General features: G+C 38.8%; 9 protein-coding genes. 6 read left to right on the plus strand and 3 right to left on the minus strand.

The window, feature by feature from the left end:
* Window positions 1-152 precede the first annotated feature (152 nt).
* Window positions 153-848 (plus strand): Crp/Fnr family transcriptional regulator, encoded by a 696-nt coding sequence (locus EV695_RS09275; RefSeq protein ID WP_131905647.1) that lies wholly within the window; start codon window positions 153-155, stop codon window positions 846-848.
* Window positions 849-891: 43 nt separating this feature from the next.
* Here EV695_RS09275 and recQ read toward each other — a convergent pair whose 3' ends face one another.
* The gene (gene recQ / locus EV695_RS09280) at window positions 892-3,021 is read right to left on the minus strand and encodes a DNA helicase RecQ (protein ID WP_131905648.1); all 2,130 of its coding nucleotides are present in this window, start codon (window positions 3,019-3,021) and stop codon (window positions 892-894) included.
* Window positions 3,022-3,171: 150 nt separating this feature from the next.
* Window positions 3,172-4,923 (minus strand): sulfatase-like hydrolase/transferase, encoded by a 1,752-nt coding sequence (locus EV695_RS09285; RefSeq protein ID WP_131905649.1) that lies wholly within the window; start codon window positions 4,921-4,923, stop codon window positions 3,172-3,174.
* 279 nt (window positions 4,924-5,202) lie between these two features.
* Between EV695_RS09285 and EV695_RS09290 the strand changes: the two genes are divergently transcribed.
* On the plus strand, window positions 5,203-6,402 hold the full coding sequence (locus EV695_RS09290; RefSeq protein WP_131905650.1) for an O-antigen ligase family protein: 1,200 nt from the start codon (window positions 5,203-5,205) through the stop codon (window positions 6,400-6,402).
* Window positions 6,402-7,820, plus strand: a complete 1,419-nt coding sequence (locus EV695_RS09295) for an oligosaccharide flippase family protein (RefSeq protein WP_131905651.1) — start codon at window positions 6,402-6,404, stop codon at window positions 7,818-7,820. The genes EV695_RS09290 and EV695_RS09295 overlap by 1 nt, the downstream gene beginning before the upstream one ends.
* A 94-nt stretch (window positions 7,821-7,914) precedes the next feature.
* On the opposite strand, the gene EV695_RS09300 is transcribed toward EV695_RS09295, so the two are convergent.
* The gene (locus EV695_RS09300) at window positions 7,915-8,622 is read right to left on the minus strand and encodes an ABC transporter permease (RefSeq protein WP_131905652.1); all 708 of its coding nucleotides are present in this window, start codon (window positions 8,620-8,622) and stop codon (window positions 7,915-7,917) included.
* Window positions 8,623-8,890: 268 nt separating this feature from the next.
* Between EV695_RS09300 and EV695_RS09305 the strand changes: the two genes are divergently transcribed.
* The 3 genes from EV695_RS09305 (at window position 8,891) to EV695_RS09315 (ending at window position 13,216) form a co-directional block, all read left to right on the plus strand.
* The gene (locus tag EV695_RS09305; RefSeq protein ID WP_131905653.1) at window positions 8,891-9,622 is read left to right on the plus strand and encodes a metallophosphoesterase; all 732 of its coding nucleotides are present in this window, start codon (window positions 8,891-8,893) and stop codon (window positions 9,620-9,622) included.
* A gap of 101 nt (window positions 9,623-9,723) precedes the next feature.
* Window positions 9,724-11,955: an LPS-assembly protein LptD gene (locus tag EV695_RS09310; protein WP_131905654.1), complete on the plus strand. Its 2,232-nt coding sequence runs from the start codon at window positions 9,724-9,726 to the stop codon at window positions 11,953-11,955.
* On the plus strand, window positions 11,942-13,216 hold the full coding sequence (locus EV695_RS09315; RefSeq protein ID WP_131905655.1) for a peptidylprolyl isomerase: 1,275 nt from the start codon (window positions 11,942-11,944) through the stop codon (window positions 13,214-13,216). The genes EV695_RS09310 and EV695_RS09315 overlap by 14 nt, the downstream gene beginning before the upstream one ends.
* Window positions 13,217-13,258 lie beyond the last annotated feature (42 nt).

Raw genomic sequence — 13,258 nt, forward strand, 5'->3', positions numbered from 1 at the left:
ATTTTATTTATTAAAAATAAATTACTATTAAAAAATAATTAACACAATTTAGCGCTATATAAAGTAAAGTTACTCAAGGTTTACTTAATCAATATTGAAGTTGTATAGAAATAAAAATAACAAAAAACATACAAGTAATAAGAGGGAAGTCAATGAGTAGCAGTCTTAATGATTCTAACTTATTATTAACTAATCGCGCTAAGCAGTTAGAAAATATAGAGTTTTTCAAAGGAATGAACATGTCAGAGCTAACAGAGCTAGCTGGCATGATGAAAGAAATTAAGTATAAGAAAAATACCATCGTCATTAATCAAGGAGACTTGAGTCGTAGTTTATTCGTCATTGTTTATGGGCGTTTAAAAGTATTTGCGACCGATGAAGAAGGCAATCAAACTATATTTACCTTTTTAAATAATGGTGATTTCTTTGGCGAACTGAGCCTGCTGGATGACGCTCCGCGCTCGGCTACGGTATATACCCTTGAAGACAGCACAGTACTTAATTTAGACCATGTTAGGTTTAAAGACTTTATTGATACGCACCCTACCGCTTGCTGGCCGCTATTTAAATCACTAACAAGCCGCATACGAACAATGGATCAAACCATCTGTTCGCTCACCTCCAGAGATATTTACGGTCGGTTGATTGAAACCTTATACAAACAGGCCGAAGAAAACGCAGACGGGGTGCTTATTACGCAAAAGCTGACCCATCAGGATTTTGCTGAAATGATAGGCTCATCTCGTGAAATGATCAGTAGAATTTTTAAAGACCTCAAGAAAGGCGGCTATATTTCCGTAGAAAGAAAACAAGTGAGTATTCTTAAGCGTTTACCGTCGCAGTGGTGAAAAATACGGCTTTCGATTAAATCAAAAACAGACTTTTACAGCCTTATAAACCGCTCACGACACAACGTAACACGCCATAATTCCATTCGCCGTCAAGCTCTTCAAACAAGGGCTTTAATGCGCCCTCTTCCTTGGTATTCAAGAATTCTGCCGTACGTTCGATAGTCGCGATATCCTCATCATCGAGTTCCAAAACATCCCAGGACTTTAGCATTCCCGCTTCAATCACATCCGCCAAGTGCGAATAAATAGTGGATGAGCTCAAATCACGTTTTTCAGATATTTCTTGAACACTCATGCCATCGTTATGAAGCGTGAGCGTTTCATTGATGGTATCTGAAAAATTATTTCTGAACATTTTTGGCAACGGGTTATCTTTGATCACCTGCATGAACTGCTTGCCGTAACGTTCTAATTTCATTTCGCCCACACCACTAATAAACTTAAACGCATTAGCGTCTTGTGGACGTTGACGAGCCATCTCAATAAGACTGGCATCACTGAAAATCACATAAGGTGGGACCCCTTGCTCATCTGCCAGAGAACTTCTAAGTACTCGCATTGCTTCGAACAAAGGTTCGTCCATGCTACGTAAGTCGGCTTTTGCTTTGCCTTTTTTAGTGGTGACTTTCTCAGCCTTCTTAACTTTACGTGCGAATAACTCTATTTCCCCGCGTAATAATGGTCGTGCGGCCTCGGTGAGTTCGAGCGCACCAAACTTCTCCATATTGATTGTGAGATAACCTTGTGCAATTAATTGACGATATAAGCTGCGCCATTCAATTTGCTTCAGATGCGCACCAATGCCCCAGGTGGTTACTTTATCGTGTTGATTTTGTGCAATACGATCATCAGTTTTACCCATAAGAATATCGGTGACATAGGAAACACCAAAACGTTGTCCCGTTCGGTAAACCGTTGACAGTGCTTTTTGTGCATCTTCCGTCGCATCCCAGGTTTCAGGTGGGTTTAAACAGTTATCGCAATTCCCACAGGGCTCCAGTAATTCTTCATCAAAGTATCCGAGAATGGTTTGCCGACGACAACTTGCTAGCTCACACAGTCCTAACATGGAATCGAGTTTTTGCTGGGTTATTCGCTTATAGTCATCGTTTCCAACGCTATCTTGCATCATTTGGCGCAAGGTAATCACATCTTGCAAACCATAACTCATCCAGGCATTCGCTGGAGCGCCATCACGTCCTGCACGACCGGTTTCCTGATAATACGCTTCGATATTTTTAGGCAAGCTTAGGTGGGCGACAAACCGCACATTAGGTTTATCAATTCCCATACCAAAGGCAATCGTTGCTACGATAATAATGCCTTCTTCCCGTAAAAACCGTTGTTGATTATGCGCGCGAATATTTGCACCTAAGCCGGCATGATAAGGTAAAGCGGTAACGCCTTGTTTAGTTAGCCATTCAGCGGTAGATTCTACTTTTTTACGAGATAAACAATAGACGATTCCAGCATCATTCGGATGATTTTCCTTGATGAACTTCCATAATTTATCGCGCCCGTTTTGCGCTTCTGAAATGTTGTAATTAATATTCGGTCGGTCAAAGCTATTGGTGTAGACCCCTGCTTCACTTAAATTCAGTTGTTGTATGATTTCGTGGCGGGTACGTTTGTCGGCGGTAGCCGTTAATGCAATTCGCGGCACATTAGGAAAGCGTTCTGGCAACACCGAAAGGCGTTGGTATTCAGGGCGAAAATCATGCCCCCATTGCGATACACAGTGCGCTTCATCAATCGCAAATAACGAAATTTTACACCGCTCTAGCATTTGCAAGGTATGTTCACCCAACAACCGCTCAGGTGCTACATAGAGCATATCTAATTCATCATTAAACAACGCTTGCTGTACATCTCGGGCTTCTTCTGAACTCAGGGTAGAATTCAAATAAGCCGCGCGAATACCTAACTGATTCAGGGTATCAACTTGATCCTGCATCAATGCTATTAAAGGCGAAACGATTACACCGACGCCTTCGCGTGTTAACGAAGGGATTTGATAACATAAGGACTTACCGCCACCGGTTGGCATCAAAACAAACGCATCACCACCATCAATCAACTGCTGCACAATCTGTTGCTGATTGTGTCGGAATTCACTGTAACCGAATGTTTTTTGAAGGATAGATTGTGCGTTTTCTAGGGTATTTGTCATTATCAATTGAAGCTTAGTATTTGATTAACATTAAAACACACCCCCCCACTTTGGGGCACTTTTTTATTAGTTTCTGTTGCTCAAATATAGATTATATTTAATTGGCGATAGACACCAAATTATCCTGAAATAAGCTTATTTTACATTAACTTAATGAGCCTGAACTTTGAGTGGCGCTTGAAGCGGCGCATTCGGTACCAGTTGAATTCGTTCTTGTTGACTCACTTCACGCCAAACGGTGTCTTTTGAAATCACCCCTAAAATATCGCCAGTATTGAATGCTGATACGTTATTTAAAATAGGATCTAGTAAATCAGGTCCATATTGATTTTGTAATTCTTCTGAATAACCTAATAAATCAAGTACCGTGGGGAATAATGAGAACTGGTCAGTTCGATTATAATTAGTCGCTGCAGATTCCACAAAATTTGATAACAATGGCTTTTTATCCGTCATCACCATCAATGGAACGAGTCCTTCAGTAGCAGGTGCATTCTCGCCAGAAGTACAGTGCGTAGTACTGGATGGTTCAAAATATTGCCCATGATCTGACGTATAGATAATTGCTGTATCGCTTAAATCAACTTCGTCAAATAGCTTTTCAAAAAACTTATCCACGGTCCAGTAAATGGAGTTTTTATAAGTATTAATAACAGGCTCCATCGAACCATCTGCGTAGAGTTCCATTAGTCCATCCAGACCACTGTTTTCTTCACCTGTAGGCACCGGCAGATAGATTTCTGCTGATTTCGGATAATTATCATCGTAAGGAAAATGCGCCCCATTTTTATTGGCATAGATGAAAGTAGGTTTATCACTTTGTAATTCTTCTTCCATAATTTCTAGCAAGCGATAATCCAGATCCGGACCTTCAACATTTTTAACTTTGTAGAACTTATCGATTAATTTAGCTTCTTCGGAGGTCATATAGTTTTGAAAATCATTAGGTTTAGTCACCGTTTTTTCAGATGCTTGAGAATCTATATAGACGGTTCGAAAACCTGCTTTTTTCGCGTATTGCCAAATAGTAGGACTGGTTCTGACAGATTCAATCAGGTTATCTCTGGTTGCCCCTAAACGTAAAATCGCATTTGATCTGGCAGAACAATTACTCCCCGAAACTGCCGTCCCAAAATTGGCGATTTTATCTTGATTCTGCATAAAGCTATCTAACAACTTACCTTTACTGGTATAGACATAATCGGGATTAATGCTTTCATCAACCAGATAGACAAGGTGTTTAACTTTTGCGGCGTATTTTGGCTTATCTTCAACCATTTTTCTTTTCGGAATTTCCTGCACTGATAATTTATATCCCACCGCAGTAGCAATAGAAATTGGTGATAACTGTTGCGGCAAACCTGCTACTGCCCGATCAGATTTTATGAAAATCAGAGCAACAAACATAAGCAATGGCACAATTGGCAACCAGGCAAATGCGGTTAATAGCGTTCTGGCTCTTCCTGTCAATTTAGGCGGTGGGTAAGCGATTACGACGAACCCAATGAATGCAACTATTCCGGCTTTGATAACCGCATGATGAAAGTGTTCAAACGCCCTGCCTGTTTCATGTCTGGCCTGCCAAAGCTCCAAAACATCAAGCACTTCTAATTCAGAACCGCCTGCAGCGTAAAAACCATAAGAAACAGCCGTTGTAGCAGCAATGACCAGCGCCCAGAATAATCTGATTAGCGTGTTTTGCTGAAAAGTCACCAAAAGGAGAATTAAAAGCGAAAACAACCACAAAAAAGCAAACACAATAATTGTGGTGGTGTTATTCGTTTCAATTAAGTATTCAAGTCTAAAATTGAACCCTTGATTGGTAAAAAGCACAAACACTAGCAACGTGGCTACTTTTAACCAGAAACGTGCACTGTAAAAAATGGAATTAGATAAGCTCATATTCGTTTATAATTTTTAATATTGGGGTTTTATGTATACAACTGAATAATTCTAGTTTGCTATTGTTTTTTAACACTATTAAACACGATAGAGTGAGCATTTCTTCGGTTAAAGCAGAATTTTATCTTAAGTCGAATTTTACAGAATTTATTCAGGATCGAATATAAAGTATTAAACAGCATCCTTTATTCCGTTTTGACATACTTCTTATCTGGCCATTATTTACACAACAAGGCTTTTAAGTCACACTGTATTTTGTAAAATTATAATAAAACCGATATGAATCATATCTCCTATCAGCAACAAGAAAGTCATACAAAAATAGAATCGAGCCTTATTGTAAAATTGGCACTATTTCTATCTCTGTTCTTCATTTTTTCTATCCCATGGGGAAATGCCGTCTGGGATGGACTGACTCGTATTTTTGGTATCATTGCTTTTGGTGCTGCTGGACTCTCTTTGCTGAGCCACGGGACACATACCCGTTACAATATTTTCCACTTTTTTGTCGCACTCTTCGGGGTTTGGCTATTATTCAGCCTTATGTGGACGCCCGACCTGCCACGTGGCGAATTTCTTGTCACAAGTACCGTCCAATTATTGATGATCGCCTTTCTCATGACATTAATTCTTGATACAAAATACAAGATGTTATTGATGTATGAAAGCTATGTTTTTGGTAATTTAGTGGGTTCGGGTATAATCATCTACAATTACCTAAACGGAATAGAATCAATATATTACCAGCGTTATGCAATACCTGTGTTAGATATTGATGGCCAATCAATCATGCTAACGTTGGCTATACCTATGGCAGCATATATCACTACACAATCCAAAAGTAAGATACTAAAAGTTATTAATATTGTGGCGATTCCAACGATTATCTTTGCAGTATTTTTAACAGGTACACGAACCGCTGCCATCATTGCGATAATCGGCGTCGCTTACTGGTTGTTTACTTACCGAAATACGTCCATGAGAATCAAGATCACTTTCTTCATTCTATTCATGGTTTCACTGGTTATGGTGTTTACTTTCGCCCCTGAAAAGTCATTGAATAGAATTTATAGCTCTGGTGAGTCTATTTCCAGCGGTACCTTAAATAATAGAACGGTTATCTGGAGAGCATCGATTGAGCAATGGAAACAAGCGCCAATAATTGGTAATGGTGTTGGAAGCCTTCAATATGTTCTCAGCACCAAACATGTTGAATACGACAGTGCCCACAACAGTTTTATTCACATTCTCACAGAAAATGGAATTATAGGTTTGTCGATATATCTGCTGATCATTATTAGTATCATTTTCTATTCCTTACATGCCCCCCTGCCAGAAAAAGCCTTTATTATTGCCACCCTCATGATGATTTTAGTCAGCCAAATAACCCAGCACACCCATTTCAGTAAGGAAACCTGGTTTGTTTTTACGATGCTGGCAATACATGGCTACCTAGAAAGTAAACGAGCCAAGGAGTAATGTTATTTCGCCATAGCGGTATCTATATACTCGCAAAATTAATCCCCGGCTTAATGGCTTTTGCTGCATTAAGTCTCTATACACATTTGCTCACACCGAGTGAATACGGGGTTTATACGCTGATATTTACTGGCACAGTGTTTATCCATAACGTTGTATTTAACTGGCTTAGCTCAGGGACTTTGCGTTATTGGTCTAATCAAGAATATAGCGACTCACAATTCATCAATACCCTTTCTACCAGTTTATTGAGAATTTCGTCTGTCGTTTTAGTTTTCGCTTTAATTGCTGCTGCCTTCTTCTGGGGTAAAACTGAATCTCTTTGGGTAATAGCCTCGTTTTCATTATTAATAGCACTTGCATTATTTACCATTACGCAAAACCTGTTCAGCGCTAAAATAGAACCCGCTAGTTATGCGTTTTTAACCATCGTCTATTCCATTTGTTCGCTGACCTTGGGCGGTTTATTTTCGTATATGGGTTATGGTGCAACGGGAGTTATTTTTGGCATTGCGTTGGGAACATCAATCCCTGCACTCTTTGTTTTCAAAAGGTTGTGGCTACCCTATAAAAAAGCTGATTTTAACAAAGGCTTATTCAAGCGTTTATTAACCTATGGCATACCTTTAGCAGCCGCTGCTTTAGTAGAAGAAATCACCAAAGTATCTGATCGTTTTATGTTGGCAGGTATTCAAGGTAAAGATCAGGCTGGGCTTTACGCAGTGGGTTATGACTTATCCGGTAATTCCATTTTGATGATTATGTCAGCAATTAATATTGCCGCTTACCCTGTCATTATTAAACTTCTGGATAACGAGGGCGTGAAAGCCGCTACCGATTATTTTAGACATTATGTGATCTTGTTATTAGGGGTATCCATTCCCGCGGTCATTGGGCTTAACCTTGTCGGGCCTAATCTGGTGCATTTATTGATAGATCTCGATTATCAAGAATCTGTAATTTTTCTGTTACCCTGGATAACTAGCGCAATTTTTCTTCTGGGATTGCAGGTTTTCTACTTTGATTTAGCCTTTCAGCTTGGGCATAAAACCATAGCGAGTGTGAAGATAGCTGTCGCTATCGCCATAATCAATATTGGTTTAAATTACTGGCTTATTCCTATTATGGGCATTCATGGGGCGGCGATTGCGACGATCTCATCATTTGCCGTGGGCAGCCTTCTTAGCGCTTACTTTGGTCGAAAGTACTTTTCATTACCCTTCCCTGCTATCGAAACGTTTAAAATCGTTATAGCAACATTAGTTATGTGTTTATGCTTATATTGGCTGAGAGATAAAAATGGCTGGGGATGGCTATTACTTCAATTATCCATTGGAGCAGCCAGTTATTTTGTAATGATGCTGTTATTTAATATCTTAGATATTAGATCAATGATAAAGGACAGATTGGCTCGCTAACTAGCTTGAGAGATTGAATCGTTGATTGAATGATTATGTAGTTGAGTAGTTGAGTAACTGAGAAATAAAAACCAAATAACAGGCATCATGTCTGTTAAGGACTTTTGTGCAATCGGCTCATTAACCACAAATATACCGCACTAGATATTCCTTCAGAACCATAGATCATAGCCATCACCATTATTTGATAACGAACCGCAATCAATGGATCTACTCCTGATAATATCTGCCCTGTCATCATACCAGGCAAGGACACAATACCTACAGCAAACAAAGCATTTGTGGCTGGAATCATCGCATTTGCGTAAGCCAGATTTCTCGCTTCGATTTTACTTGTGCCACGATTAGTCTCTTCATAAAATCGATCCGCAGCCAGACTGATGCTATTGATACAATTAGAGAAAATCATTCCACCTAAAGGAATTAAATACTGTGGTTTATACCAAGGCGTAAATTCCAGAACCACTTGAGTGACTAATGCCAAGGTCGTCGCACCACCCGCCAGTAAAGCGATCAATACATAACCGTACTGTTTAATACGTTGTTCTTTGACTGTCCGTAATGCAATCCACGCCGAAAGACCAATCATTCCCACTAGAATTAACAGTATTACCCAATAACTCTCTGCACTAAATATATACCCGAGAAGATAGCCAACAATAATCAATTGGCCGAGCATTCTTAAGGATGCATAAATTCCTTCTTTATAATTTAATGACCACGAAAACTGGATGAATAGAACAAGAATGACGGGAATTAAGACCAGCAACAAAGAAGCGATTGGAATGGTAGATATTGTCATTGATCATATCCAGAACTAAAAAAACGCCCTATAAGTAGGGGGGTGGGTTACATTTAGCGTCGAGTTAACCTAAACAATACTCAATGGCTTGATGCAAGAATTCTCTACCAGTATATATCAAGTTAGCATTATCGACTCTTTATCACTATTTTTACCCTACTCTTCATCTTTAAGTATAATTCAGGATAACCCTTTGCAATATTACCTTGTCTAAAGATAGCTATTTATAGACTACCTCGAGACCCTATTATTTATTAAAGATAAGTAGATGCCTTTTTTCCCATTTAAATACTTTAGCGAGAACCCACTAGGCAAAGATTATGTCGTGGGCGACCTTCATGGAATGTTCTCTCTTTTAGAGTCGCAGCTAGAAAAACTGAATTTCAATCCAGAAACAGATCGCGTTTTTTCTGTGGGAGACCTAATAGATAGAGGGCCGGAATCTTTTCGTGTAATAGAGTTTTTAGATAAACCATGGTTTTTTTCTATCAAGGGAAACCATGAGATGATGTTATTAGAATCACAACATAAAAAAACCACCTATCGCAGCTGGGTAGAAAACAACGGTGGCGATTGGTGGCAAGATATCGACATTGATACTCAATTTGAAATTCGCGACCGTATTAAAGAACTCCCAATTGCCATCGAAATAGCCACTAACATTGGAAAAATAGGTATCGTACATGCGGATATCCCCGTAGGCGTATCATGGCAAAAACTGGTTCACGATATTCATGTAGATAACGAAATCATAGATTACTTGATGTGGTCACGTAACCGTTATAAATATATCCAACTAACCGGCGAAACAGAACGTGTAGAAGGTATAGATCTTGTCGTGATGGGACATACGCCAATACCAAAACCAATGAAGATAAGTAATTTGTATTATATTGATACCGGTGCTTCATACATAAAAGAACAAGATTTAGGACATTTAACGCTTTTGCAAATACACCCTGAACTCAAGGTCTTCGAATATCCCGAATCACTCGACTGAAATCTACCGCCTAAAACTATTTACACGAGTTAAGTGTTTAATTTTTATCAACACTAACGAAGTAGTAGCAAATAAAACGCATTCAAACGTATAATCGGCTCGTGAAATTTTCTACCTCTCTTAAAACTATTCTCTGCACTGGATTTTTTGCCTTATTTTCGGCATCCAACGCTAAAACAATAAATGCAGAAGAATTTGCGTCTTGTGTAGTGCCGCAACAAACAGCATCAAGTTCTAAAACGTTAAACTCATTACAAAAATTAATTACAGATAAGCCTGTTAAGGATGCAATCTATCTTGAAGCTGATTCAGGCAGCATCAAAAAACAAGGTATTTCGACACTGAATGGCGACATTATCATTCAACAAAATACAACTGTATTTAACGCAGATCAAGCGCAACTCAACCGTGATAACGAACAGATAAATGCGCGAGGAAATGTTGTACTTACTGATACTAATTATGAGCTTAAAAGCCCTGATATCGAGTACAACCTTAAAAGTAAAACAGGCACAATTAAAGATGCAACATACTCGGTTGGCGACAGTGGGCTAAGAGGTAAAAGCACAGAAATCAAGAAAATAGATGATAAACGCCTGCAGTTACAAGACGCTACCTTTACTAGCTGCCCAGCAAATATGGATAGCTGGCATTTGGCATCATCAGACATTATTCTGAATAATGAAACTCAAATTGGTAATGCAAAAAACGTTACATTCAACGTCGGAAAAGTACCTGTTTTTTATTTTCCGTGGCTCAGGTTTCCGATGAATGATCAGAGACTATCCGGTTTTCTTACCCCTAGTGTAAAACTGCAATCGAACGAAGGTATATCACTCCCCTATTACTTAAATTTAGCACCCAATTATGACGCCACATTTAGATTAACAACAATCAACAATACCGGTGTGCAAATTGATAATGAATTTCGTTATCTGACTCAAAAAAGCAAAGGTACACTCGAATACGATTTCATCCCTGAAGACCAGTCGTACGAAGATCAAATGCGCTATTATTTCAAGGTAGATCATCAAACGAAATTCAACAAACAAACACGCTTAAACCTCAAAGCAGAAGGCGTATCCGACGCTGACTTTTTCGATGACTTTTCATCATCACTAGAAACCAGTACACGACCTGCTTTGCAAAGGCGCTTAGAATTTGTAACAAAAGACACGCCATGGAATGCAAGTATTGCCGTTGAAGATTATCAAGTACTGGATAGTGACGATGACCCGTATTCCAAATTACCCGAACTAAAGCTAGGCTATGCCCCTAAAAGTGGGCCAAATGAGCTAAAAGTAGGTTTAGACTCAGAACTAGTCTACTTCGACAAAGCTGATGAAACAAACGGTGCAAGAGCAGATATTAAATTCACCGCATCTAAAAAATGGGGAGATGATGCCTGGTACTTTAAACCTAAGCTAAGTCTCGAACATACAATCTATTCACTAGATATTTCCACCTCAGACGAAGACACTTATACCGATTCAAGTATTGACCGAACATTACCGACCGTTACCCTCGATGCAGGGCTATTCTTCGACCGACAGCTTAAAAACAATAAATATACGCAAACTTTAGAACCTCGCCTTTTTTATACTTATACTCCCTATAAGGATCAGAGCGACATTCCTATTTTTGATACCGCCCTCACTAATTTTTCTGAGAGTAATCAATTATTTCTAGAAAACCGGTTTACCGGTAAAGACCGCATTGCTGATAACAATAAGCTGACGTTTGCCGTTACCTCAAGAATCCAGAACCGGGAATTGGGTAGAGAACTATTTAAAACAAGTATTGGCCAGGTGTTTAACTTTACAGATAGAAAAGTTACCCTTCCCGGGGGAACTATTTCTACTGGCACACGCTCTGATCTAGTATTGGAATTAAGTGGCAGATTAAATGATAATTTCAGGTTATCTACGACTGCCAGTGTGAATAACGAAGATAGCAGCGATTCAAGTTATTATCTTCGTTTAAACTATCAGGATGACAAAAAGCGTATTGCCAACATCAGTTTACGCAAATTAGATACCGAACTGAAACAATTAAGTTTTTCAGGTGCATTACCTATTAACGACAAATGGTCGATGGTTGCTAGTACTGACCAAGACCTGAAAAATAATAGAAATCTGGAATCACTTGTAGGCATTGAATATCAAGATTGCTGCTGGAAAACCAGACTAGTAGTGAAACGTTATCTGACATCAGATAATATAACCTATGACAATCCAGTCTACCTTGAATTCGAACTCAAAGGATTAGGAAATATTGGTAGAAGTGCAACAAGCCAAATTAAGGAAAATATATACGGATATGACGATTATTAACAACTTTTTAAGATCATCAAATAAATTTTTACTAGCTCTTGGCTGTGTTTTATTTGCCAATACTGGTATCGCTGCTGACAAAACGCTGGATAGCATTGCAGCGATCGTTAACAACGACGTTATTATGATCAGCGAAGTTAAAGCGGAAGCTATAAAAGCAAAGCGTTCAAACAAACAAAATGTATCTGAGCAAACATTAATCAAAGAAGCGATGGAAAAGCTTATTTTGGATAAAATTCAGGTACAGAGAGCTAAAGCAGTCGGTATTAAAATTGATGACACAGCTGTTGACCAAGCTATGCAGTCATTAGCAGAACAAAACAAACTAGACCTGCAAAAGTTTAGAATTGCTTTGATTAATGAAGGATATAACTACAAAGATTTCCGTGAAAATATTCGCGATCGTCTTTATATGAATACCTTAAGAAAAAGACAACAAGTTAGTAATAAAAGTATTTCTGAATCTGAAGTAGATGATTTGATACAGGCTGAAAGCTTTTCTTTAAACAAAGGCGTTCAGTATCGCTTCATTGATATCTTCATCCCGAATAAAAATGGCCAAGGTGTTCAGCAATTTAATACTAATTACAATCGCGCCCAGCAATTAAGAAAACTGCTGTTAGGAAAATCCACTATTCCTAAAGCTACTCTAAGTAAAATGGGTGCAACAAGTCAGGAGCTTGGCTGGAAAGAATCAAGTACTTTAAGCCCTGCTTATATGCGTAGCTTAAGCCTTATTGGTGAAGGAGAATTATCGCAAGTGGTTAGAGATGAAAGAGGATTTCATATTCTCAAACTGATTGAACAACGCGGTGGCAAGAGAACAGAGACAAAACAAGCTAGAGTGCGCCATATACTAGTTTCTGCTGACACTCCAAATGGAAGAATCAAAGCCATTCAAATACGTAATCGTATTCTTGCTGGAGAGAACTTTAACAAACTCGCTAAAGAAAACTCTGCTGACAAAGGCAGCGCAGAAAAAGGCGGTGAAATGCCAATATCAAATCCGGCTATATTTGTTCCTCCTTTTGCCAAAGCCGTCAACTCTTTGCCTTTGAATACACTTAGCCAACCCGTTCAAACTAAATTTGGCTGGCATATTATTGAAGTATTAGAGCGTAAAGTCAGTGACCAGACGAGAGATGCGTTGAAGACACAAGCTCAAACGCTTATTAGCGATAAAAAACAGGAAGAAGGCTTTAAGAATTGGTTGAAAAGCTTACGTGATCAGGCATTTGTCGAATATCGTTTAAACCTATAGTTTTTACGAAGTTATAATTTACAGCCATAACTATGCTTTTAT

Origin of the sequence: Cocleimonas flava, from assembly GCF_004339015.1 — a bacterium.
Lineage (GTDB): Bacteria > Pseudomonadota > Gammaproteobacteria > Thiotrichales > Thiotrichaceae > Cocleimonas > Cocleimonas flava.

Coding starts and splice junctions, on each gene's coding strand:
- EV695_RS09300 (WP_131905652.1), bottom strand. CDS start 8,622: ATGACAATATCTACCATTCCAATCGCTTCTTTGTTGCTGGTCTTAATT.
- EV695_RS09290 (WP_131905650.1), top strand. CDS start 5,203: ATGAATCATATCTCCTATCAGCAACAAGAAAGTCATACAAAAATAGAA.
- EV695_RS09305 (WP_131905653.1), top strand. CDS start 8,891: ATGCCTTTTTTCCCATTTAAATACTTTAGCGAGAACCCACTAGGCAAA.
- recQ (WP_131905648.1), bottom strand. CDS start 3,021: ATGACAAATACCCTAGAAAACGCACAATCTATCCTTCAAAAAACATTC.
- EV695_RS09315 (WP_131905655.1), top strand. CDS start 11,942: ATGACGATTATTAACAACTTTTTAAGATCATCAAATAAATTTTTACTA.
- EV695_RS09285 (WP_131905649.1), bottom strand. CDS start 4,923: ATGAGCTTATCTAATTCCATTTTTTACAGTGCACGTTTCTGGTTAAAA.
- EV695_RS09295 (WP_131905651.1), top strand. CDS start 6,402: ATGTTATTTCGCCATAGCGGTATCTATATACTCGCAAAATTAATCCCC.
- EV695_RS09275 (WP_131905647.1), top strand. CDS start 153: ATGAGTAGCAGTCTTAATGATTCTAACTTATTATTAACTAATCGCGCT.